General features: G+C 40.6%; 22 protein-coding genes and 1 pseudogene. 6 read left to right on the forward strand and 17 right to left on the reverse strand.

What is annotated here, in order from left to right; genetic code table 11:
* The 3 genes from secD to L1267_RS21465 form a co-directional block, all read right to left on the reverse strand.
* Nucleotides 1–1671: protein translocase subunit SecD (secD, locus tag L1267_RS21455; RefSeq protein WP_235384049.1), on the reverse strand; the 1671-nt coding region annotated here is incomplete at its 3' end.
* A 73-nt stretch (nt 1672–1744) separates the two neighbouring features.
* Nucleotides 1745–2116 (reverse strand): hypothetical protein, encoded by a 372-nt coding sequence (locus L1267_RS21460; RefSeq protein WP_199526405.1) that lies wholly within the window; start codon nt 2114–2116, stop codon nt 1745–1747.
* A gap of 207 nt (nt 2117–2323) precedes the next feature.
* Nucleotides 2324–3370 carry an NAD(P)-dependent alcohol dehydrogenase gene (locus L1267_RS21465; protein ID WP_235384051.1) on the reverse strand — a complete coding sequence of 349 codons (1047 nt, stop codon included), beginning with the start codon at nt 3368–3370 and terminating at the stop codon, nt 2324–2326.
* Nucleotides 3371–3581: 211 nt separating this feature from the next.
* Here L1267_RS21465 and L1267_RS21470 point away from each other — a divergent pair, with 211 nt between their 5' ends.
* The 3 genes from L1267_RS21470 (at nt 3582) to L1267_RS21480 (ending at nt 7440) form a co-directional block, all read left to right on the forward strand.
* On the forward strand, nt 3582–5324 hold the full coding sequence (locus L1267_RS21470; protein WP_442960573.1) for an ABCB family ABC transporter ATP-binding protein/permease: 1743 nt from the start codon (nt 3582–3584) through the stop codon (nt 5322–5324).
* A gap of 74 nt (nt 5325–5398) precedes the next feature.
* Nucleotides 5399–6112: a YebC/PmpR family DNA-binding transcriptional regulator gene (locus L1267_RS21475; RefSeq protein ID WP_054561631.1), complete on the forward strand. Its 714-nt coding sequence runs from the start codon at nt 5399–5401 to the stop codon at nt 6110–6112.
* 53 nt (nt 6113–6165) lie between these two features.
* Nucleotides 6166–7440: a protein kinase gene (locus L1267_RS21480; RefSeq protein ID WP_235384053.1), complete on the forward strand. Its 1275-nt coding sequence runs from the start codon at nt 6166–6168 to the stop codon at nt 7438–7440.
* Between the two features lie 35 nt (nt 7441–7475).
* On the opposite strand, the gene L1267_RS21485 is transcribed toward L1267_RS21480, so the two are convergent.
* From L1267_RS21485 to L1267_RS21525, 9 genes are all read right to left on the reverse strand, one after another.
* Nucleotides 7476–8597 carry a sterol desaturase family protein gene (locus tag L1267_RS21485; RefSeq protein WP_235384054.1) on the reverse strand — a complete coding sequence of 374 codons (1122 nt, stop codon included), beginning with the start codon at nt 8595–8597 and terminating at the stop codon, nt 7476–7478.
* Between the two features lie 64 nt (nt 8598–8661).
* Complete coding sequence (locus L1267_RS21490) at nt 8662–9021, reverse strand: hypothetical protein (RefSeq protein WP_235384055.1); 360 nt, start codon at nt 9019–9021, stop codon at nt 8662–8664.
* A gap of 51 nt (nt 9022–9072) precedes the next feature.
* Entirely contained in the window at nt 9073–9516 is a 444-nt protein-coding gene (locus tag L1267_RS21495; protein ID WP_235384056.1) for a hypothetical protein, read from the reverse strand.
* Nucleotides 9517–9641: 125 nt separating this feature from the next.
* Nucleotides 9642–10646 carry a type I glyceraldehyde-3-phosphate dehydrogenase gene (gap, locus tag L1267_RS21500; protein ID WP_135924922.1) on the reverse strand — a complete coding sequence of 335 codons (1005 nt, stop codon included), beginning with the start codon at nt 10644–10646 and terminating at the stop codon, nt 9642–9644.
* An 18-nt stretch (nt 10647–10664) separates the two neighbouring features.
* Complete coding sequence (locus L1267_RS21505) at nt 10665–11285, reverse strand: bifunctional 4-hydroxy-2-oxoglutarate aldolase/2-dehydro-3-deoxy-phosphogluconate aldolase (protein WP_063705675.1); 621 nt, start codon at nt 11283–11285, stop codon at nt 10665–10667.
* Between the two features lie 34 nt (nt 11286–11319).
* Entirely contained in the window at nt 11320–13170 is a 1851-nt protein-coding gene (edd, locus tag L1267_RS21510; protein ID WP_135924924.1) for a phosphogluconate dehydratase, read from the reverse strand.
* 430 nt (nt 13171–13600) lie between these two features.
* Entirely contained in the window at nt 13601–14614 is a 1014-nt protein-coding gene (locus L1267_RS21515; protein WP_135924926.1) for a LacI family DNA-binding transcriptional regulator, read from the reverse strand.
* Nucleotides 14615–14636: 22 nt separating this feature from the next.
* A complete protein-coding gene (gene glk / locus L1267_RS21520) occupies nt 14637–15635 on the reverse strand; it encodes a glucokinase (RefSeq protein ID WP_135924929.1) in 999 nt (332 codons plus the stop codon).
* 10 nt (nt 15636–15645) lie between these two features.
* Nucleotides 15646–15819 carry a hypothetical protein gene (locus L1267_RS21525; protein ID WP_171040413.1) on the reverse strand — a complete coding sequence of 58 codons (174 nt, stop codon included), beginning with the start codon at nt 15817–15819 and terminating at the stop codon, nt 15646–15648.
* Between the two features lie 229 nt (nt 15820–16048).
* On the opposite strand from L1267_RS21525, the gene L1267_RS21530 reads away from it, so the two are divergent.
* Together L1267_RS21530 and L1267_RS21535 are read left to right on the forward strand one after the other, a co-directional pair.
* Nucleotides 16049–17068, forward strand: a complete 1020-nt coding sequence (locus L1267_RS21530) for a LacI family DNA-binding transcriptional regulator (protein ID WP_135924931.1) — start codon at nt 16049–16051, stop codon at nt 17066–17068.
* 193 nt (nt 17069–17261) lie between these two features.
* Complete coding sequence (locus L1267_RS21535; protein WP_138557612.1) at nt 17262–19448, forward strand: OsmC domain/YcaO domain-containing protein; 2187 nt, start codon at nt 17262–17264, stop codon at nt 19446–19448.
* A gap of 53 nt (nt 19449–19501) precedes the next feature.
* Here the strand turns inward: L1267_RS21535 and L1267_RS21540 are convergent, their stop codons facing one another.
* Nucleotides 19502–20095 (reverse strand): DUF1287 domain-containing protein, encoded by a 594-nt coding sequence (locus tag L1267_RS21540; RefSeq protein ID WP_235384057.1) that lies wholly within the window; start codon nt 20093–20095, stop codon nt 19502–19504.
* A 245-nt stretch (nt 20096–20340) separates the two neighbouring features.
* On the opposite strand from L1267_RS21540, the gene L1267_RS21545 reads away from it, so the two are divergent.
* Entirely contained in the window at nt 20341–21060 is a 720-nt protein-coding gene (locus tag L1267_RS21545) for a hypothetical protein (protein WP_235384058.1), read from the forward strand.
* 8 nt (nt 21061–21068) lie between these two features.
* Here the strand turns inward: L1267_RS21545 and L1267_RS21550 are convergent, their stop codons facing one another.
* From L1267_RS21550 to L1267_RS21565, 4 genes and pseudogenes are all read right to left on the reverse strand, one after another.
* The gene (locus tag L1267_RS21550) at nt 21069–21512 is read right to left on the reverse strand and encodes a hypothetical protein (RefSeq protein ID WP_442960572.1); all 444 of its coding nucleotides are present in this window, start codon (nt 21510–21512) and stop codon (nt 21069–21071) included.
* A 2-nt stretch (nt 21513–21514) separates the two neighbouring features.
* On the reverse strand, nt 21515–21952 hold the full coding sequence (locus L1267_RS21555) for a hypothetical protein (RefSeq protein ID WP_138558719.1): 438 nt from the start codon (nt 21950–21952) through the stop codon (nt 21515–21517).
* Between the two features lie 193 nt (nt 21953–22145).
* The gene (locus L1267_RS21560) at nt 22146–24545 is read right to left on the reverse strand and encodes a glucan 1,4-alpha-glucosidase (RefSeq protein ID WP_235384060.1); all 2400 of its coding nucleotides are present in this window, start codon (nt 24543–24545) and stop codon (nt 22146–22148) included.
* Nucleotides 24546–24557: 12 nt separating this feature from the next.
* A pseudogene (locus tag L1267_RS21565) lies at nt 24558–24983 on the reverse strand (MFS transporter); the annotation flags it as partial.

The raw sequence follows: 24983 nt of genomic DNA on the forward strand, positions 1-24983 counted from the left end.
AATGGCGTATAAAATAATTGCCGTGATCATCGTAGTCACATTGGCATCAAAAATGGTCGTAAATGCTTGGTTATAACCTTGCTCAATCGCTTGATATGTAGGTCGACCTTTGCGTTTCTCTTCTTTTATTCGCTCAAAGATAATCACATTCGTATCAACAGCCATACCTATCGTCAGAACAAGCCCTGCAATGCCCGGTAAGGTCAGTACAACGCCCGGCAATAACGACATTAAACCAACTAAAGCAGTTAAATTTAGTAGCAAAGCAATATTGGCAATCAGCCCTAAGCGACGATACCAAAGCGCCATAAAGGCAAGGGTAATACCGATACCCAGCATTAACGCAGCTAAGCCATGCTCAATGTTTTCACTGCCTAAGCTTGGGCCTATGGTTTGCTCTTGTACAATGGTCACTGGTGCTGTGAGCGACCCTGCACGTAATAGAAGCGCTAAATCGTAAGCAGCTTGTGGGCTTTTCATATTGGTAATGCTAAAACGAGAGCTTAAGTGCTGAGCAATGTTTGCCACATTGATCACTTCGCTTTTTTTCACAACTTCGCCATTTTCACCCCGTGAGTATTCAGAATACACAGTGGCCATTGGCTTACCAATGTTGTGCTTCGAAAAAGCAGACATCGCATCACCACCTTGCGAGTCTAAACTGAGCTGAACTAAAGGCTTGCCCCACTCATCTTTACCAACACTGGCATTATTGATGTGATCACCTGAAAAAATCGCTATAGGATTTAAATTAACAACGCCACCGCCTTGCACATTAAACGCTTTACCACCTACTTCGACGACCTGATAAAAATCGAGGGTCGCTGTTGCACCAATAATACGCTTAGCTTCAGATGGGTCTTGCACACCGGGTAACTCGATGCGAATGCGCTGCTTACCTTGTCGTTGCGTTACCGCTTCTGTGATGCCAAGCTCTTCAATACGACCACGCAGGGTTGTTAAGCTTTGCGCCATAACTTGTTTATTGAATTCGCTTTGGCTTTGCTCATTAAAATGCAGTAATACCGTGGTTAGGTTATTAGTGGTTGATTTAGTTTGCATCAGGCCTTTGAATTGACCTTGTAACGTTGAGACGAGCCCTGCGAGTTGCTCCTCGGAGCTTGGTAAAATTTGTAGCTCAACCCCTCCTTTTACTTCACTTGCCCGAATACCACGAATTTTATCTTTACGAAGCGCCAATTTAGTTTGTTGATACACACTGCTTAAGTGCTCTTGCATTGCTTTATCTAAGTCAACATCAAGCACAAATAACACCCCACCATTTAAGTCGAGTCCTAACTTAATTGGTGAAAGACCAAGCTGCTGAAGCCACTGTGGGCTTGTCGCATGCTCAACAATTTTAGCGTCTAACTGTGGGTATTGTGTTTTGATAAAACTCAGCGCATTGGCACTTTGGGTTGGCTCGCTTAATAAAATAGCCAGTTGTGCTTGGCTATCATTTGCTTCAGTCACTTCAAAACCATGTTGGTTTAGTGACGTTGTCACACTTTGCAGCGTCACAGTTTGATCAGGCAAGCTAATGTGCAACCAAGACTTATTAGGATAAAGATTAGGTAATGCGCTTACCGCTAGTAAAATACACGCCGCTATCATAGCGACATAACTCATTTTTAGACGACGCCATAGCGCCGGCTTTGATTTATGTGACATACATGACTTCCTTCCGGCATTGTCAGCCGGTAAAAATTAATTCCAAAAATATAAAAGTAACGAAGGAAGTCGTTTAGTTATGGTAGGTCGTATTGGCTTTGTACAAAAGATTAGCGTCTTTCCAGCCACTAATACGGGATTTACGTTGGGTTGCTAAGGCAAACCATGGGATCTCACGCACAGCCCCTGGCGGCGCTAAAAAGTGCTCTTTCCCCCAATCTTCAGCAAAGAATTCAATTAATAGCTCGTAATCAGGGTCAACCTGACTATGATAAAGAAACAATGATGAATTACTGGCAGTTAAACGCGGCACTAGGGTATCAAACCCCGATGGTTCTACCGGCTTAGGATGTTCGACTGTATGAGTTTGGGAAATAACTGGGGTTTTAGTCAGCTCGACTTGGAACAATTTAGTCGCAGCAAAGTGTGAGTGATTGTCAGGCATAGCCATGCTCTGTGCACTAAAGAACACAGTAAATAGCAAGATAATGACTGAGAAAAACCGTAACAAGAACTGACCAATAAATTAAGCGGATAACAGGGCTATAATGAGGGTAAAAAAATAAAACACAAGGTATTACTTAAATAAAAGTAACTAAAATAAAGCGAGCCTAACTAGACCCGCTTAGTTAGTTTAACTTTTTTAAACAAGTTAAACTTCTAATGATGACATGTCGATAACAAAGCGTGAGGCCATATCACCTTGCTTTAATTTATAAAAAGCGTCATTAATTTGCTCCATTTTGATCATTTCAACTTCTGGCAGAATATTATGTAGTGCACAGAAGTCGAGGATTTCTTGAGTTTGCGCAATACCGCCAATCAATGAGCCTGCAACACGGCGACGCCCCATTAATAACGGCACAGAGTTAGACTCAGCAAGCTCACCTACTTGACCAACCAATACTTGAGTCCCATCAATATCTAAAAGCGGGATATACGGTGTAAAGTCGTGTTTTACCGGAATGGTATTAATGATCACATCAAATTGATTTGCATGCGCTTGCATGGCATCTTCATCGCTTGATACTAATAGATCTTTTGCGCCATAAGATAAAACCTGCTGTTTTTTCTTATCACTACGGCTAATTGCCGTAACATGTGCGCCCATTGCAGCTGCGATTTTAATCGCCATGTGGCCTAAACCACCTAAACCAATCACACCAACACGGCTGCCTGGGCCGACATTCCAGGTACGTAATGGCGAATACGTTGTGATACCCGCACATAAAATTGGTGCACATTTAGCAAGGTCTAAGCCTTCAGGCACGCTCAGTACAAATTCTTCACGCACCACAATGTGTTTTGAATAGCCACCTTGAGTGAGTTCACCACTGATACGGTCTTGTCCTGAGTAAGTCCCTACCATACCTTCACGACAAAACTGCTCTTCACCGTGATGACATTGGTCACAGCTTAAACAGCTATCAACCATACAACCTACAGCAACATTATCGCCCACTTTGTATTTAGTAACGCCGCTGCCTACTTCAAGAACACGGCCAACAATTTCATGGCCTGGCACGACTGGGTATTGAGTCCAGCCCCAATCGTTTTCTGCTGTGTGCAAGTCTGAATGGCACACGCCACAATAAAGAATTTCTATTGATACATCTTCATCACGAAGTGCACGGCGTTCAAAATGATACGGCTCTAATGGTTTTTCAGAATCATGTGCTGCATAACCGACGGTTTTCATGCTTACTCCTTAATTTTCTTCGTGTTTAACTCATGCAATTAACAAATTTGCTAATGCGCTGGTGTATACTGCACTCAGTATAGAGGTAAATTTGCAAAATACACTTGCCTAAAACACGAAAGCTTTTGCCTATTTTTATCAAATTGATTTTTAAGAGACACCCATGCGTGGAATGAGCCGCAAAGAACAGGTGACGAGATCGCCTGATGCAATGAACCTATCACAAAGCATCAAAACACTCTGGCCCTATTTAATGACCTTTAAAGGCCGAGTTATTTTAGCCGTAATGGCGCTTATTGCAGCAAAGGGCGCCACATTGCTGATGCCTTGGGCACTTAAAGAAATAATTGACGCGGTTGATGCGAGTATCAACCCGGTATTGAGTGTTCCTGTTGCCTTGCTGATCGCTTATGGTTTGCTGCGCTTTGCCAGTGTGTTTTTTGGTGAAGTTCGCGATGCATTATTTGGCCGAGTTACAGAGCACGCAATGCGCCATATTGGCTTAAAAGTATTTAAACACCTGCATAGTTTAGAGCTTACCTTTCATCTTGACAGGCAAACAGGTGGAATTAGTCGCGATATAGAGCGTGGTACAAGTGGCCTTAGTTTTTTAATGCGCTTTTTGATGTTTAATATCGTACCAACCTTATTTGAAATAATCACAGTAGCGATTATTTTTGCGACCTTATTTTCGCCGTGGTTTGCACTAGTCACCGTTATAGCGGTCGCTATTTACATTGCTTTCACTGTGATAGTAACTCAGTGGCGTAACCGATTTATTCGTGAAGCAAATACTGCCGATAACAACTCTAATACCCGTGCTATCGACAGCTTGCTAAATTACGAAACCGTTAAGTACTTCAACAATGAACAATATGAAGCGAGCACCTACGACAGCTTTTTAGCTAAATGGGAGCAAGCAAGGCTAAAAAATCGTTTATCATTACTGGCGCTTAATTCAGGGCAGGCACTTATTATAGCCGCAGCTATTACAGCGCTAATGTGGCTAGGTGCCAGTTCAGTGGTCAATAAAGAGCTGACCATAGGTGAGCTTGTGATGATTAATGCCTACATGATCCAGCTATTTTTACCGCTTAACTTTTTAGGCTTTGTTTATCGTGAGATACGCCGTGCGCTGACTGATCTTGAAAACATGCTCGGGCTATTAAATCGAAAAGCCGCCATTAGCGATGACAAAGATGCAAAACCATTAAAAGCTACCAAAGCAGCTATCCGATTTGAAAATGTCTCTTTTAGTTACGGCAAACAACGGTCGATTTTAAATAACTTAAGTTTTGAAGTTACTTCTGGCAGCAAGGTAGCCATTGTGGGTGCCAGTGGCGCAGGTAAAAGCACTCTAAGCCGCCTACTCTACCGCTTTTATGATGTGGATGCGGGCAAAATTTATATCGATGAGCAAGCAATCAACACAGTAACACTTGAGAGCTTGCGCCAAGCTATTGCCATCGTACCGCAAGATACCGTGCTATTTAATACCAGCATTCGCGAAAACATCGCCTACGGAAACCCAACTGCAAGCGAAGATGAAATTGATAAAGCCATAAGCCTTGCCCATTTAGATGGATTTATTGCCAGCCTAGACAAAGGCGATAAAACCCTTGTTGGTGAGCGCGGTTTAAAAGTGTCGGGGGGTGAAAAGCAGCGCATTGCAATAGCCAGAGCCATTTTAAAAGGTTCACCGATTTTATTATTTGATGAGGCAACATCGGCGCTAGATTCGCATTCAGAGCAAGCCATTCTTAGTGCGATGCGTGAAGTCGCACAAAGGCACACCAGCTTAGTTATTGCACATCGTTTATCAACAATTACTGACGCAGACAAAATTATTGTGATGAAACAAGGACAGGTTGTTGAACAAGGTCAGCACCAACAGCTACTTGCTGCGAATGGTGAATACGCTCGAATGTGGCAGTTGCAGCAAAGCGATGAATAAACACTGTTAACTAGTGGGTTAAATGATTAGAATAACCGCTTTATTTTTATCTATAACAAAAAGGCAACACGCAGATGGGCAGAGCTTATCAAAACAAAAAAGACTCAATGGCAAAAACTGCGGGTGCAAAAACCAAAGTTTATTCAAAGTACGGAAAAGAAATTTATATCTGCGCTAAGAATGGTGGTGTTGATCCCGATGGCAACTTAGCGCTGCGTCGCTTAATTGAGCGTGCAAAGAAAGACCAAGTACCTACGCATGTAATTGAGCGTGCAATCGATAAAGCCAAAGGCGGTGGCGGCGAAGATTACGTAGCAACTCGCTATGAAGGTTACGGCCCGGGTAACTGTATGATTATTGTTGACTGTTTAACCGACAACAACAAACGTACCTTTGCTGACGTACGTGTTTGTTTTACAAAAGCGAATGCAAAAATTGGTGCGCAAAACTCAGTATCACACTTATTTGATCACCTTGCTATTTTTGTGTTTGATGGTGATGATGACGAGGCTGTTTTAGAAGCACTAATGATGGCTGATGTTGATGTAACAGATGTAGAAGTTGAAGACGGTAAAGTGACTGTATTCGCTCCACACACTGAGTACAACAATACCCGTACAGCACTTGAAGAAATGGGAATTACTGATTTCCACGAAGATCTAATTGCTTTTGTGCCGCAAGTAGAAGCACCCATTGAAGGTGAAGACGTTGAAGTCATGGAACGCTTTTTAGCCATGCTAGAAGACTGTGACGACGTACAAAACGTTTACCACAACGCACAGTTTTAATAAAAAAGGCCAACCAAGTTGGCCTTTACCTTTTTAGCCCAAAGGAATCAACATTGAATACCCTCGAAGAGTTAAAAGCCGGTTCTTTACAAGGTTGTACCCGGCTTCAGCTTATTGCAGAACTAACCGAATTGCCAAAAGAAATTTATACCCTAGCCGATACGTTAGAAATCCTTGATTTATCAAATAACCAGCTAAGTGATTTACCTGACGATTTTTACAAATTAAAAAATCTCAAACGGCTATTTTTATCATTTAATCAGTTTAAACATATACCAGACATGCTAAGACAATGCCCAAACTTAATCATGGTGGCATTTAAAGGTAATCAAATAACTGAATTTGAAGCGCACTGTTTGCCAACACAGATAGAATGGTTAATCTTAACTGATAATCAAATTCCCGCTTTACCTGAAACATTTGGTGAGTACAGCAAGCTTAAAAAGCTCGCACTGGCAGGTAATCAGTTAACACATTTGCCAGAGTCAATGGCTAATTGTAAAGAGCTTGAGCTAATACGTTTAAGTGCCAATAAGCTTACAAAAGTTGAAGGTTGGCTTTTAGCTTTACCGAAACTTGCTTGGCTTGCCTTCTCTGGTAACGATTTAAATCGCTCAACTAGCTTACACTGTGAGCAGTTTAGCAAAATTGCACTGGATGAAATCGAAGTTAAAAAGCAGATTGGCCAAGGTGCATCTGGGGTTATTCACTTAGCCAATTGGCATCAACAGCCTGTTGCCCTTAAGTTATTTAAAGGCGAGATCACCAGTGATGGCTATCCACTCGATGAGCTAAATTGCTGTTTAAAAGCCAGTGAGCATCCAAATCTCATAAAAGCATTGGGCTATGTCGATGAAGAGTCTCAACTCGGTTTAGTGATGGAGCTTATCAGTAAAGAGTTTACGAATCTTGGTTTGCCACCTTCCCTTGCAACTTGTACACGAGACACATTCGAAGACAACTGCCAGTACGCGCCAGAAATGGTGCTAAAAGTCGTTAAGCAAATGGCCAATACCCTCGCCCATTTGCATCAAAAGCAAGTAAGCCATGGTGACATTTATGCCCATAACAGCATGATCAATTCACAAGGCGACTTATTGTTTGGTGACTTTGGTGCGGCAACAGACTTATCAATGCTGACGCCTGATCAACAGCAGCTACTAGAAGGGATTGAAGTACGCGCCCTTGGTTATTTCATCGATGATTTACTGACTGTAGTGAGTGAACAAAACGACATTACTAAGATGCTTGCTGACATAGCTCAAGAGTGCTTGGTACTCAACTCAGAAAAACGCCCTCGCCTTTCTGAGCTAGTTTCGCGATTATGATTTAGGGTCCTTATTAATAAAGCCTCAGTGAGGCTTTATTTTTGCTTTTTAAACGGGAACACCTGTTGCTTGAACATACCTTCGGGCATGTAATCGCCGACTACACCATATTTGTCGGGCCACTCTGCTTGGCCTTTGACAGCAGTGCCAAATAGATAATCTAAAAAAGAAAAATGCGCAGCATAGTTACGGTCAATGGCCGCTTTATCAGATGAATGATGCCAATGATGAAACTGAGGCGTAACCAGCAAATACTTTAACCATCCAAATCTCACACGAACATTGGCGTGGTTAAATACTGCCTGAAAGCCAACAATTATTACATATAGGCTAATAACATCCGATGGAAAGCCGAGCACAAAAATAGGCGTGAGCACTAAGCTGCGCGTCACGAGTATTTCTAAAATATGCTGACGAGAGCCTGCCAGCCAATCCATCTCTTTTGCACTATGATGCACGGCATGAAAACGCCAAAGCAGAGGCACTTCGTGATAAGCCCTATGCACAAAATATTGCATTAAATCGGCTACTAAAATGATTAGAAATAGCTGCAGTAAAAATGGCAGTTGAATAATAAAGCCTTGCACTGTATCAGACACAGCCCAGCCAAATGCGTGATGCACGAACTGATTGGTTGCCAGCAACACAAAACCAATAATTAAGTGATTAACAAAGAAATGATTTAAATCACCCTGCCACTCAGAACGGAGGATTTTTTGCTCTTTACGGTGCGGCAGTAGCTTCTCAATTAGAATAAAAATCAGGGTTGAACCAAGTAAGTCAAGAATGAACCAATCAAGCCCCAAGTACGGCGTATTATCTTTAAAGTCGCCCACCTCAACATTAGGCCCGCCAAATGCAATCGCAAGCGAGATCAACACCCAAGCCGTTGCACCGAGCCGTTTATTAGTATTACGAACAAAGTTCAACAACCCTAAACTGCCTGAAATAATCAATGCCACAAACATCAACTGGCGTAAAAACTCGACACTGTAGTTTTGCCTGAGCTCTGGGGTCGTTAAATACTCAGGAAAATGAAAAGCTAGTACCCCTAAACAGGATAAAACCGCTAAGAAGCAAGCAATATAGCCGCTTATATTGCCTTCACCCACTTGAAACTGCTCAGCCCTAAATAGCCGATGATAAAGACGTGTCATGATATAAAATCCATTTATCAATTTTTTGCAGCATAACACAGAAGAATTTAGGAACAAATATACGCTAAGCTATCACGAACATGTGTATACAACAAATTGATATTGAGCTCAGAAAACCCAAAACGATGCTGCGTTCAGGTAGGTAATGAATAATCAACGCAGGCATTGCAATAATGTGTGAAGCCTTTGGCCTATAGCACAAACTATGTTTTTCAAAACTCATGAAAGCATTTTTTAGCTTTATCAGGTAGAGCTTTACTCCGGCCAAATGAATAAGAACAAATGTAGATGGACCTAAAAACTCAAGTAGCGCCATGAGCTCATATCCCATCATTAACTCAGGTCCAGCAATAAGAATGACTAAAACTAGCGCAATTGACCTATATAACTTATTAGCGAATAACTTTTTAATTTTATTGAGCATCCATATCCTTATGGAACGATTTAGACTTATATAATGTTAAGTTTTTTAATATTACTGAAATGCTTTATCAAACTTATCTTGATCAAGGTATTTATCAAATGCACCTAAAGCATTACCCACACTTGGCTCAGCCATTAACTCTTGCATTGCAACTTCACCGACAATACCGAACGCGTTTTCCATTGCTCCCTGACCGCCGACCTCAATCGCTGCCTTAGCTTGCTTTGGACAATCTTCGGTTAATAAACGCGTAACTAACGCACCAACATAGCGATTAGTTTCATCTATATCTTGCTCTGTCACGTTCGAGAAAGGTTTAATTATACTGTGCGTTGACATACCCAGATAAATCCATTTAGCTAGATTTTTCCGCTCTTTGCCATTCAGTGAATCAGTTAAACACACTGCAAGTTGCTGTGCTTCGTGCGATGCTGATACATAGCTTGGCAGTAACGACGTTACAAAAAGTGAAGCTGTTAATAAGATTTTTTTCATTACCTTTCCTTGAAAACAATTACGCACAATAAAGTAATGTGAATCGTAATTAATTTCCAGCAAAAACCAAAAAAGCCACGGTAAACGTGGCTTTGTTGGATAAAGCTTAAACTTTTACTGTTCTATTATAAGAACTGACCTAGCGCTTTAACTTGGTCTAACATGCGGTTTGAGAAACCCCACTCGTTGTCGTACCAAGCCATTACTTTAACAAGCTTACCATCTACTTTAGTTTGCGTAGAATCGAAGATTGAAGACGCTGGGTTGTGATTAAAGTCGATAGAAACAAGCGGTAGTTCGTTGTATTCAAGAATACCTTGCATTGCACCTTCTGATGCAGCTTTAACGACTTCGTTGATTTCTGCTGCAGTTGTTTCACGCTTAGCAACGAACGTTAAGTCTACTAAAGAAACGTTGATTGTTGGCACACGTACTGCCATGCCGTCAAGTTTACCCGCAAGTTCAGGAAGCACTAAGCCAACCGCTTTAGCTGCACCTGTTTTAGTTGGGATCATTGACTGAGTTGCGCTACGTGCACGGTATAAGTCAGGGTGATAAACGTCAGATAGGTTTTGATCGTTTGTGTAAGCATGAATGGTTGTCATGCTACCTTGCTCGATACCTACTGTGTCGTTGATTGCTTTTGCAATCGGTGCTAAACAGTTTGTTGTACACGATGCGTTTGAAATAATGTTGCTGTCAGCGTTTAAAACTTCGCTGTTAACACCATGAACAACTGTTGCATCCATATCAGTACCAGGCGCAGAAACGATTACTTTTTTAGCACCGGCTTCAATGTGTTTTGCAGCTGCTTCACGTGAAGTGAATAAACCCGTACATTCTAATACGATATCGACGTTTAATTCCTTCCAAGGAAGGTTTGCAGGATCACGCTCTTGCGTAAGGGTAATTTCATCATTACCAATTAGCATGGTGTTTTCAGCAAGTGTTACTTTTTGAGAAAATTGACCGTGTACTGAGTCAAATTGAGTTAAATGCGCGTTAACATTTGCTGGTGCTAAATCGTTGATAGCAACAATTTTGATTTCGTTGTTTTGAGCTGACTCATAAAGAGCACGTAATACGTTACGACCGATACGTCCATAGCCATTAATTGCAACATTAATCATTCTAATATCTCCCGTTAATTATTTTACTTCACTTGCTTGGCGAGCAAGCGCTTCAATGGCTTGCCAGTCTTTGTTTTCAATAAGTTGTTTATCTAACATCCAAGTACCACCTACGCAGATTACGTTTTTAAGTGCTAGGTAGTTAGGCGCTGTTTCAAGGCTAATGCCGCCAGTTGGGCAGAAAGTCACTTGCGGTAAAGGGCCACCAATTGATTTAAGCATTGCTGTACCACCTGCCGCTTCTGCAGGGAAGAACTTTAAGAACTTAAAGCCTTGGCTTGCTAATTTCATTACTTCACTTGGTGTTGCTGCACCGGGTAAAAATGGAATATCTGACTCTTTAGCCAGTGCTAATAATTCGTCGTTTACACCTGGGCTAACCATAAAATCAGCACCAGCTTCTACAGATGCATTAAATGTCGCTTTATCAATAACAGTGCCTGTGCCTACGTATGCTTCAGGTACAGCTTCTTTCATAAGCTTTACTGCTTCTGCCGCAATCGGCGTTCGCAAAGTAATTTCTAATGCTTTTAAGCCACCGTTATAAAGCGCACGTGCAAGGGGTGCTGCATCTTCAAGTTTTTCGATAACAACAACCGGTACCACAGGTGCCGATGATAAAATTTTCTCAATGCTCATTGTATGTTCCTCATAGCCCAGTAACGGCGTATTATTATTCTAAACCGAAGGCGCTAGCGCCAAGGTCTGCACTACTTACTATATTTCTGAAACCTGCGAATAATTCTCGGCCTGTACCATATGTTTGGCTTGGTTGGCTAAGTTGTAATTCACGTTTTGCTAATTCTTCATCGCTTACGTGTACTTTTAATACACCCGCTGGTGCATCAAGTGTCACTAAATCACCTTCGTGAATTTTTGCGATTACACCACCTTCAACAGCTTCAGGTGCTAAGTGGATTGCTGCAGGAACTTTACCTGATGCGCCCGACATACGACCATCTGTCACAATAGCTACTTTGTAGCCTTGATCTTGGAGTGTTGCCATTACTGGCGTTAATTTATGAAGCTCAGGCATGCCTTTCGCTTTCGGACCTTGCTCTTTAATTACAGCAATAAAGTCGGTGTTTAATTCACCACGGCTATACGCTTCTTGTAACTCGCCTTGTGAGCTAAATACTTTAGCTGGCGCAGAAACAACCTGATGTGACTCAGCCACTGCAGATACTTTAATAACTGCTTTACCAAGGTTACCTGTAAGAAGCTGTAAACCACCCTGCTTACTAAACGGATTATCAATCGGACGCAATACTTCTTCGTCGTGTGACTTTTCAGGACACGCTACCCATTTAACTTTGCTTGGGCCTGTGCTGTTAGTCATGATCACTGATGAATCTTTATCTAACATTGGCTCTGTGGTGTAAGCTTCAAGGCCATCACCAACAATCGTTTTCACGTCGTTGTGTAGGTAACCTTTGCTAAGTAGTTGCTTCATTAGGAAGCCCATACCACCAGCAGCTTGGAAGTGGTTCACATCTGCTGAACCATTCGGGTAGATGCGCGTAAGAAGTGGCACAACTTCAGATAAGTCAGCCATGTCTTTCCACGTAAGGATCACACCCGCTGCTTTAGCGATTGCTACTAGGTGGATTGCGTGGTTTGTTGAACCGCCTGTTGATAACAAGCCGACTAAACCATTAATAATTGTTTTTTCACTCACTACGTCTGCAAGGCAGTTAGCATCTTTTGTTTCGATTAACTGCTTTAACATGGTTTCTACAGCATGACCTGTTAAACCATCACGTAGTTCTGTGTATGGGTTAATGAAAGAGCTACCAGGTAAATGTAGACCCATGATTTCCATTAACATTTGATTCGAGTTTGCAGTACCGTAGAAAGTACAAGTACCGGCACTGTGATACGACGCACTTTCTGCTTCTAACAGCTCTTCGCGACTTACTAGGCCTTGTGCAAACTTTTGACGTACGCGGGCTTTTTCTTTATTCGGGATACCCGATTGCATTGGACCTGCTGGTAAGAAATACGTTGGTAAATGACCAAATGATAAGGCACCAATTAAAAGTCCTGGGACAATCTTGTCACATACACCTAAACAGAAAACACCGTCAAACACGTCGTGCGATAAAGAAACCGCAGTCGACATTGCAATCACATCACGTGAAAACAATGACAGTTCCATACCATCACGGCCTTGTGTTACACCGTCACACATTGCAGGTACACCACCAGCAACTTGTGCTGTTGCATCGTACTTGGTTGCAAGGCTTTTGATGATTTCTGGATAATCTTTGTAAGGTACATGCGCAGAAAGCATGTCGTTATAAGCGTTGATGATAGCTAGGTTTGGTTGCTCGTCAGCTTTTAAACGAGCTTTGTCATCGCTGCTACAAGCAGCCATAACGTGTGCAATATTACCACAGCCTAAACCTGCACGAACTCTTGTTTGTTTTTTTGCGTGCGCGATTCGCTTTAAATAAGCTTGGCGGGTCTCTTTACTACGTTCAATAACGCGGTCGGTGACTTCTTGGATACGAGGATGCAACATAAAATTCGACTCATCTCTATAGTTAGAGGATAAAGGCTCAGTAACAATTACAGACTCCACGAATATAACTGTACTGAGCATCTTTGATTTACCCGTTCAAAGGTACGCTATCAGGCTGTCTCTCACAACCAACCTGACACCGGTGTCACTGTATTAACTCATGACTGTGACACCGGTGTCAACCCTATCTGTTAAATTTAGTTTAATTTTTTTAAATGACCAAATAATGAACAATTTAATTTTAGTAGAATATGAGGGTATTTCATGTTTATAACTACTTATAACGACTTAGATAAAGCTTACACATTGCCAAACTTATTACTTATAAACAGTAACTTAAATTAAAATTCACTCTTTTCTAGCTTCAAAATAAAAAAGCCCGAGAACGCGTCACTCATTCTCGGGCTACTGTGAAAAAATATGATGAAATTTATTTAATTGCTGCTGTTGATTCACGAGTAATTAGCTTTGCTTCAAGTGTCACTTGATAAGGTGACTCTTGTGGTTCACTAATATGTGTAATTAATTGCTTGACTGCTTGTTGTGTCATTTCTTCAACTGGCTGTGCGATGGTGGTTAAGCCTGGCCAAATATGACGGGCAATAGGTGCGTTATCAAAACCTGCAATAGAAATATCGTCTGGCACTTTCAATTGCATTTGCGTAGCTAACTTTAATACCGCTGCTGCCATGTAGTCATTTGAAGCAAAGACTGCCGTTGGCCTAGGATTTAAATCTAAAATAGTACGGGCACTATCAACACCAGAGTGATAACTAAAGTTACCTTCTTCGACTAAACGCTCATCAAATTCAATGCCGTTTGAGGCAAGTGCACGGCGGTAGCCTTTAAAACGTTGTTCTGTAGCACTATGATCTGGGTGACCTTTAATAAACGCAATTTCTTTGTGACCAAGCTTAATTAGATGCTCAGTTATTTCAAAAGCGCCCTGCTCGTCATTACTTCGTACAGAAATAGAATCATCTTCAAGGGTGGCTGAGGCTACACGAGCATACGGGATCTTTTTCGACTTTAAAAAACTCACTAATTGAGGAAAGTCCGAAAAAGGTGGAGTTAAAACGATACCATCTAAACGAGAGGTTTGAATTAACTGCTCAATGTTACTAATTAACTCTTCGCCACGTAACTCACAAGGATGAATCAATAAGTTGTAATTAAGTTCATGACACGCCGCTAAAGCACCTGTTTGCACGCGGGTAATGTAACTTTTACTTGGGTTGTCGTATAAGCAACCAATTATGAAACTGCGATTTTGTGCTAAACCACGGGCAATAGGATTAGGCGTGTAATCTAACTCTTTAAATACTTTTAGTACCTTTTCGCGCGTTGCATCACTCACGTTTGGCTCATTATTCAGCACGCGAGAGACTGTTTTCTTAGAAACACCAGCATGGCTGGCAACACTGTTGATGGTAACTTTTTTCATCCGCTCTTAATCCAACTGCAAATTACGCGTTACTGTTTACATGTAAACACGCAGCAGCACCAATGAATGGAATGTTGTCTTGTGTTACTAGTGTAACAGGGATCTGTGAAGTATATTGCGACATAATACCTTTGTCTGCAAAACGCTCAATAAATCGACTCGATAATAGACGTTGTTGCATGCGTGGTAAAATACCACCACCAATAAATACACCACCTAATGCACCAAATGTAAGAGCTAAATCGCCGGCTACGCTGCCAATCCAATCACAAAACTGATTTAATGTCGCATCACACACTTCGCATTGGCCTGTAGTGGCTAATTCACTAATTTGCGCTGCATCTAAATTTTTAGCTTCAACACCTTTTACCGCAGCCATAGCACGATACAAATGCGCAATACCTGGGCCTGAGAACACTGTCTCTACTGACACATGATTTAATTGTTTTTTAAGCTCAGTGATTAAAAGGCGGTCTAATTCTGTTACTGCGGCAAGGGTAATATGACCCGCTTCGCAGCTAAGTACTGCGCTGCCTTGAGAGGTACGCACTAAGCACGCTGCACCAAAACCAGTGCCTGGGCCCATTACTGCAATATTTGCATTTTCATCTGCTTGACCTGCCTTAACGGCCATATTTTGCGAATCGTCTAAATATGGTGCTGCATAAGCAAATGCGGCAAAGTCGTTGATAACTTCAAGTTGCTCAAATGAAAACTCAGCTTTTAAATCTGCAACGTTAAAGTGCCAGCCAAGGTTTGTTAAGTGTACTTGGCCTGCTTTTATAGGGCCCGCTACCGCTAAACATGCACGCTTAGGCTTTGGGAACGATATTTGACTGAAATACTGATTAATTGCACTTTCTAAAGAACCAAAATCAGCACTTGGGAATGTTAAATTATGCTTTATAACAAACTGATTTGTTTGCGTATTAAAGTCTGTGATTAAAGCGAAACGAGCGTTAGTGCCGCCGATATCGGCAACAAGAATAGGAGCGAATTCTGTAGTTGTCTGTGTGTTCATGTTGTTTTCTCTATTTGTCTAAGCTATTGCCGCTTATTTTTCTAGTTTTCAATGGCAAAGCCACTGTGTCTGCTAAACTTTGGGTCGTTGCCTCAAAGAAGCTATCTTTTGTATTAAAAAAATGCTGCCCAAATGAATGGGCAGCCAAATACGTTTTGACAACAAAATGATAAAACAGTGACATTATGACACCGGTGTCAGATTCGAATCAATAAAAATTTTCATTATTTGTGAATGCATACGTATTTTATTAAAAAACTCACGCCTTAAGTGCTAAAAATCAACAAAATGCACAGAAATAACACCTATTAGCTCTGAGTTTTGCTTGTAATTAACCACTCGTCACAAATAGCTTGAAAAAAATATTAAATAGCCGAAAATGGCAATTACTACTTATGTTATTTGGTAACAATATGAAAGGTAAGGCGACATCTTTTGACATTGCACATTATGCGGGTGTGTCACAGTCAACCGTGTCTCGCGCATTAAGAAACAGCCCTTTGGTCAACGAAGAAACGCGTAGACGTGTTCATGAGGTAGCAAAACAGCTCAACTATAAAGTTGATAAAAATGCCAGTAACCTAAGAACACAACAAAGTAGCACCCTCGCCCTTTTGTTATTTGAAGATCCAACCTCAGATGAATCACAAATAAACCCTTTCTTTTTGGCGATGCTTGGTAGTATTACCAGAGCGTGTGCGAAAGAAGGCTATGACTTGCTTGTTTCGTTTCAATCAAGCAGCTCAGATTGGCAAGCTGATTATGAAGATAGTCACCGTGCCGATGGCTTAATCTTATTGGGTTATGGGGATTACCTCGATTATCAACCCAAATTTAAAACCTTAATTGACCAACACACTAAGTTTGTCTGCTGGGGGGCAAGCGTCGATAACCGCCCTGACTTAACAGTGAGCTGTGATAATTATGGTGGTGGTAAGTTAGCGGCAGAGCATTTATTAGCAACAGGTAGAACGGATTGTGCTTTTATTGGTGATGCCTCTGAGCATAGCCCTGAGTTTTTTGCCCGTTACCAAGGCTTTAAGGATGCATTTTTAGCCAAAGGTGTGACCCTTAACGAACGTAAAATGGCTAATGCCATTTCTACAGAAGAATCAGGCTATCATGCTACTCGATCATTGATTGCCAATAATATTCGTTTTAACTCTTTATTTGCAGCCAGTGACCTTATTGCTATTGGTGCTATTCGCGCCCTGAAAGAAGCAAAAATAAAAGTTCCTGACGATGTTCACGTTGTCGGTTTTGATAACATTGCTGTTGCCAGCTTTGTTAATCCGCCTCTTACTACTGTTCAGCAAGACACCACTCTTGCGGGGCAAATGTTAGTTGATAATCTACTTAAGCTTATTCGTGGTGAACAAGTAGAAAATACGCTTTTACCGCCTCGTTTAATTATTCGCGGTTCGAGTGTTTAACCCTTAGCGATAACGCCACAGTTATCGCTATCAGCTCTACAACCTAGGCTTTTATTTATTAAAATCGCTTTTTTTTCGATTTACCCAAGACTATTACTTCGAAAAAGCAGATAATTACACCTATTATGATGAAAATGCTTATCTAGCTGTATAAAGCTTCAGATAGCAATGCGCACAAAGGTGGAATTTTTTAATGGAAATTAAAGTTAATTTTCTCGACAACCTTAGACTTGAAGCCAAGTTTGATGATTTCTCTGTCATTGCAGACCAACCTATTCGCTATAAGGGTGATGGCACTGCACCAAGTCCATTCGATTATTTCTTAGCGTCTTCTGCATTGTGTGCGGCTTACTTTATTAAAGTGTATTGTAATTCACGCGATATCCCGACTGATGGTATTCGTGTGGCGCAAAACAATATCGTTGACCCAGAAGACCGCTATAACCAAATTTTCCAAATTCAGGTTGAATTACCTGAAAGCTTATCTGAAAAAGACCGCACGGGTATTTTACGTTCTGTTGAACGTTGTACGGTAAAACGTGTTATTCAAACTGGGCCAGAGTTTAAAATCGATACTGTAGAAAGTATCGAAGCTGACGCACAAGCAATGCTGATGGCAAAACCAGGTGATGACAGCAACACGTTTATTTTAGGTAAAGATTTACCGCTTGAAGAAACCATCGCAAATATGACGGCCATCCTTGAAGAATTAGGGATGAAAATCGAGATCTCTTCTTGGCGTAATATTGTGCCTAATGTATGGTCTCTACATATTCGTGATGCAGCCTCGCCTATGTGTTTTACTAATGGTAAAGGTGCAACTAAAGAAAGCGCGTTATGCTCAGCTTTGGGTGAATTTATTGAGCGCTTAAACTGTAACTTCTTCTATAACGATCAGTTCTTAGGCGAAGACATTGCTAATAGCGAGTTTGTTCATTATCCAAATGAAAAGTGGTTTGCTCTGACTGACGATGACTCTCTACCAGAGGGCATTTTAGATGACTATACCCGTGAAATTTATAATCCAGATGGTGAGCTATGTGGCTCACACCTAATTGATACCAACTCTGGCAATAAAGAACGTGGTATCTGTTCTATTCCTTATGTACGCCACTCTGACGGTGAAACGGTTTACTTCCCATCAAACCTAATCGAAAACTTATTCTTAAGTAATGGTATGAGCGCAGGTAACAACTTTGCCGAAGCGAAAGTACAATGTTTATCTGAAATTTTTGAACGTGCTGTTAAGCGCCAGATCATTGAGCAAGAAATTGTTTTACCAGACGTACCTCAAGAGGTTTTAAACAAATACCCAGGGATTGTTGCAGGTATTAATGGCCTTGAAGAACAAGGCTTTCCAGTTGTAGTAAAAGATGCCTCACTAGGCGGTCAGTTCCCTGTCATGTGCGTAACACTCATGAACCCTAAAACTGGCGGTGTATTTGCTTCTTTTGGTGCACACCCAAGCTTTGAAGTTGCGTTAGAGCGCAGCTTAACTGAGCTATTACAAGGCAGAAGCTTCGAAGGTTTAAACGATGTGCCTAAGCCAACATTTAATAGCATGGCTGTGTCTGAGCCAGAAAACTTTGTAGAACACTTTATTGACTCAACTGGCGTGATTTCATGGCGTTTCTTCAGTGCTAAACACGATTATGAGTTTGTTGAGTGGGATTTCTCTGGCAGCAATGAAGAAGAAACAGCGAGCTTATTCGGTATTTTAGAAAGCTTAGGTAAAGAAGCTTACATTGCTGAGTTCTCAGATCTTGGTACTGCATGTCGTATTTTGGTGCCTGATTACTCAGAAGTGTATCCAGTAGAAGACTTAATCTGGGACAATACCAATAAAGCACTTAATTTCCGCGAAGATATCTTAAATCTGCACCGTTTATCAGAAGATCAACTTGCTGATTTAGTTGAGCGCTTAGAACAAAGTGAACTTGATAACTACATTGATATCATCACCTTAATCGGCATTGAGTTTGATGAAAACACAGTGTGGGGTCAGTTAACGATTCTTGAGCTTAAACTACTTATTTACTTAGCGCTTGGTGATTTAGAAGCAGCAATGGAGCTTGTTGAAGCTTTCTTACAATATAACGACAATACTATTGTAGAACGTGGCCTATTCTACCAAGCAATGCACGCAACGTTAGAAGTTGCTCTTAGTGATGACCTTGAAATTGAAGATTACATCCACAGCTTTACCCGTATGTTTGGCCAAGAAACAATGGATGCCGTGGTTGGCTCAATCAACGGCGATGTGATGTTTTATGGTCTAACAGAGACCAGCATGAAGCTTGAGGGATTAGATAGACACCTTCGTTTAATCGAAAGCTATAAAAAACTACATACTGCTCGCGCTAAAAAAGCCGGGTTATAAATACAAGAAAGCCGCTAGCAATAGCTAGCGGCTTAATTCTGATACAGGAAAAACTATTTGCTAAGATTTGGTTCAAATCGATAGTGACCTGTAATTTTATAGTTAAATAACATATCTTCCATTTTCGGCCCCCAGCCAATGTTATGAACAATGAGAGGTCTTAATTTATCTTCAGATAGCTCATCTGTAACAATGCCGATATGAGGCCTATTATTAGGTAAAACCCAAGTCACAATATCACCAGCTTGGTAATCAGCAGCTGTTTTGCTAATAACTTTTCTTGTGCCAAATTTTTCAAAAAATACTTGCAGGTTAGGTACCCTTCGGTGGTCAATGTTGGTATCTGGTTTGGTCAAGCCCCAAATTCGCTTTGAAGGATATAAGGTAAAGTTGTCGCGCATATCTTCATGTACAAGCGCCTGTAAATCAATTCCTAAAGCTCTATAGGTGCGAATTATCACATCGGTACACACACCTATATTTTTTGGTACATCGCCATTGGGGTAGTCAATTTTTCGATAACTGCCGTTATAAACTACAACGTGTTCAGTACGCTCTTTCGCAGCTTTGACTAATTTTGCTTGAAAGCTTTGTGCTTGCGTATTAAACGCAATCAATGAAAATAAAATTAAGGCTGTTTTTATCATTTACAAACTCCATTTGGAAGAATAATACAGTACTTCATAGGCTACAAAATGCTACACGATTTCAATATTGCAGTTTCCAGCTTTTCCCTCAAGTAAAAAAATCTAACGCACTGTTTTAAAATATATAAATGAATAACTCAAGCTAAATACATACAACGATGTTATTTCAGGTTGTTACCTTGATATTGTTTTTATAACTAGTCATTGATAAATTAATAATTAATTAAAACATGACAAGTTTATAAATGGACTTTATACGTTTTTTTATCACCTTATGTGCTTTATTTATTGCTTCATTCAGCCATTCAGTTTCAGCTAAATTGCTGATAGGTGTATCAAGTGAAAATGGCGAATCTTTAAAGTACTACCGTAAACAATTTCATGGTGAATTAAAGTCAGCATATAGCTGTGTTATTAATCATCTCGAATCCGACTTTGACGTTATTACAGTACCGCAAGCCCGTTTAATTAAAATGTTAAAAAATAATGAAGTAGATATCGCTATGCCATTATTACTGCTTCCTCAAAGAGATCTATTTGCGACTCGTTCAACAACAATTTATCAAGCTGGTTACCAGCTCATAATCCAGGCAAATGAAACAGATTTAAGTATTAAAAATTTACGCAAGCAGGCATTATTACAAGGCATAGCATATAAGCGCGGTACTGGTGCGCGCACCTTAATACTTAAATATTTAGACATTGATGAAAATGAAATACTAAGCCATGAGCAACAAGTTAATACATGGCAACAAGCTGTTGAGTTTGTAGCTAAAAACAGAGCTGGTATTACAGCCCTACCGACTGTAATTGCAAAAGATATCGAGCCTCACCACTTTGATGGCGTTACACGCATAAAAATGCCAGACCACCAATTAGGCCTCTATATGTCAACACGTTTTGCCAAAAGCGCTGAAGCAACTATAATCAATGATGCATCTAAAACCTGTAAAGAACTTAGATAGACGATTAATTAGTTATTTTTCTCAGTATTAAGTTCGGCTAAACGGCTTTCAACTTGCATCCGCTCTTGCTCTGTTAGTTCGCCATAGAACTTAGGATATGGCCATCCATAACCCCAGCGAAAGCTGGTTGGTAAAAAAGGTGTACCACCCACTCTGACACCAGCAAGCATCAATACCGCAATCTCTTTCTCACCTACTTTTGCAACACACTCTTTTAAATCGACATCAGCTTGCTCACGTTGCTTGAAAGTACCGCCTTGCCAATATGCGAGATCATGGGCTGTACAGCAAGCCAACCACAAGTTTTTATGTTCTATAGTTCCATCAGGAAAAGAGCTGCAACCATCACTGCTGAAGGGTTTTAATTTTGCATTAGCAACACTTAAGAAAGGGTAAGTAAGTAGCATTAGAAAAACAAAGCGAAGCATGTGTTTCATTGTTTTAGAGCTCACAGTTAATTTTCAATATTATACACAGAGCCTTCACAACGCATTGATTTATAGCACTGATATGTATTTGACGTAGTATAACATTGAGAAAAAACTATACCATTACCACCCATTTTATGTGCTTTAACTTTTAAAGAATCTTGTAAAGTACCTTTTATATTGGAAGGATTGTAATAATAAGCATCTTCAGGGATAAGAGAGTCATTTTTTTCGTGACAAAAGTTGGATTCTACATTACCTAAATAGGTTGATCTAAAGTTGAAAATTTCTCGATCGTTATAAACCTGGACTTGTTCACCTCTTCCTCTGTTTTCGGCGTCAGCAATAATATAATTCCCGAAGTTAGAATTAATAGAGCAAGAACATTGTAAAATCAGTAATAATATAAGTGAAATTCTTTTTAGCATATTAATTAAATTCCCTTTACTTTTTAATTTAAACAAAGCTACTCAACCTTAGCAAAACCTCTATTTTTAAAAAAAGTGCAATTTTTGCTTTTACTTAAATAGGTATTTGTCTCAAAAATTATATTTACATAATGCTAAAATATCACACTATTTGAAAATTAATGTAAAAAAGTGCAAAACAAAAAAAACCGCCAAGTGTTAATCGGCGGTTTCATCATCTGAAGCTGAATTATTTCAATGCGTCTTCAACAACTGGGTAATGGTCCCACACATGTTTATCGCTCACTGAACGAAGTAACTTGATATATTCAGCGTGAGTCCAAGCAAGTGGTGTCGCTGAGTTTGTCCCCTCACCTAACTGATAGCCTGCTTTATTATTACCAACGCCATCCCAAACTTGCTCAGGTAACATCATGCCTTCATTAGCAAATGCTTCCATGCCTTTTACATAGGTGTCTTTAATCGCTTGTTGCTTTATCGCATCAAGGCTATTGGTTGCGTTTGCCGCAGCGATTTCATAGTGACCACGCTCACCGGTGAAAAACGGCCAAACACGACCACGTTGACCTGGAGTATTATTGCCACCTTCAGCATAGTTGTTACCTGTCACTTCATCTTCACCGTAACCATCGTTACCATAGCGACGGTAGCCAGGGTATGAACCCGAACCATCAGCAAAGTTAAAGGTGTAGCGCACTTGCAGGTTATCAACTAAGGTTTCGTCATCATACTCTGGTAAAGTTTTTACAATGCTTGGAGCAAGTGCATCACGCACACCATAGCGAACAAGCTCTAAGAAACCGCCATCAAGGATTTGCTTTTTATCAAAGCCTTTACGACCGTTATTAGCATTAAGTGTGGTTGATGAGTTTGGATCTTTGTCTTGACCGATACGGATGAAATATTCACCATCACTGTTTTCAGACTTAAGGTTACCTTGAGTCGTAAACATCGTGCTTTCAATTTCACTGTTGTAGGTTTTAGCCGTTGCTAGATAACGCTCTGCATTTTTAGTGTCACCTGCTTTTTTAGCAATATCAGCAGCCGTTACTAGGCCTGCAACTACCGCAGCTGTTGTTGAAGGAGAAAAACCATTTTGTTCTTCCCAGCGCTCTTGTTGCGTTGCTGGTGGTGTAATTTGTGTGTCGTTCCAAAGAATTTTCGCAACGCCACCATCAACTAAGAAATCAGCCGCTGGCTTTAACATTTTGCCATACCAATCTGTTAGCTCTTGATCGCTAAGTACGCCTGCTTGATGTAGTTTCCACGCTAACATAATTGGCATTGCTGTTTGATCAAGCTGAACAGCTACCCATTCAAGCTCACCATCAACGTGCGTTTTTTGTAAGAACCAACCCGTGTCACCACCATTGCCTGGCGTACTGTCCGTCACTTGTACTTTTTCTAGATATTCAAACGCCGTTTTTGCGGTACGTGTATCACCCATAGCCATAAATGCCATAGCAACTTGATAGAAATCACGCACCCAAACGGCTTTATAACCAGTAGAACCAGTTTTAGCCGAAACCGTTTCACCCCAAGGGTTAGAAAGTGACGCAATTAAAGCACCTGCATGAGTTTTATCTTCTTGCGCTTTTAATACCATGGCGCTGGTATATAGCAATTTACCATTATCAGCAGTGCTGTTAGTTAATGTGCTCAAAGGTTCAAGGCTTGCTAAGTAATCTTGCCAACCAATTGCCGCACCTTCGCCGTTATAAGCAGCAAGCACTTTTTCATAACCTTGGTTTAAACTTGTTTGGCCTTCTTTTAAGCTTGCAGCTTCAGAATTACCAAAGCTTAAAGCTATATCAAAGGTGGTGTTTTTAGATACTTCGCCAAGCTCTGCAAGTAAGCTTACATTACCCGACTTATCACCGGTATTTTGGTAAGTCGTTGATAATGATTGCGATGCTTTTAACTCTTTTAAGCCATCACTCACACCTGTAAAGCCAACACTTGCCTTTTTAAATGGTTGAGCGGCTTGTAAAGATAAAAAGTTATCATCTTGCCAAGCAACTAGACCTTTGTCGGTCACTTTTGCGAAATCGTCTAAACCGTTGTTATCAATGTAAGGGTTTACATTAACGTAGGCTTTCACACCATCAAGGTCAGTATTAAATACGCTACGAACAAACAATGTTTGCCCGTTTGGATCTGTAAAGATATGTTTTTCTAAAGTGAACCTACCTTGTTTATCTTTACTTACTACTTTGTAAGCAAGCGATAATGGGCGACCCGCGTCGTCTTTGTATAAATAATCAATGCTAACATCCAGATCATCGTTCTCTGTAACGGTAAAGTCTTTACCAACTACAACAAACTGCATATCTTTGATTTGTGCTTGGTGAATTAAACCAAACATAGTTTCGGTGATCATGCCTTTCGCGATTGAAAACCAAACTTTTGATACTTTGCCAGTAGCAGCTGCATTGCTATAGTGGCCGTCTTGGTATTGCTCGTAAGATGTACCAATACCTGTTTTACCTGAGTATGCCCAAAAAGGTTCAACACCCGGAGCTCCTGGCGCAGACACCTGCTCAACTGATGTATTAACTGATTGCTCTGAACTACAAGCTGTTAAACCTAACGCTAAAATACTTGCGGTAATAAGATTAAATTTTTTCATGGTGTGTCCTTATTATTGTTGCTTAACGCGCAGTACAGCGACCGCTGCTAGTACAAATGACACTGCACCTAGCACTAACGCATAAATCGGTTGATTTTCAAAAAAGTGACGTAAAATTAGGCCTAATACGCTTGCCGCTAAAAGCTGCGGAATAACAATAAAGAAGTTAAAGATACCCATGTACACACCCATTTTCTTACTTGGTACTGAGGTACTTAACATTGCGTATGGTAAAGATAGAATTGAAGCCCAAGCAAAACCAACCCCGATCATTGGCCAGATTAGTAAACTTGGATCTTTGATAATAATAAAGCTCACCAAGCCCAATGCACCTAACACTAGGTTGATAGCGTGAGCTATTTTTAGCCCTACTTTTTTAACGATTATTGGAATACACAGTGCTGCAATAGCTGCAAAACCGTTATAAGCGGCAAATAA

The sequence above is a fragment of the Pseudoalteromonas sp. OFAV1 genome, assembly GCF_021532595.1.
Taxonomy (GTDB): Bacteria; Pseudomonadota; Gammaproteobacteria; order Enterobacterales; family Alteromonadaceae; genus Pseudoalteromonas; species Pseudoalteromonas lipolytica_C.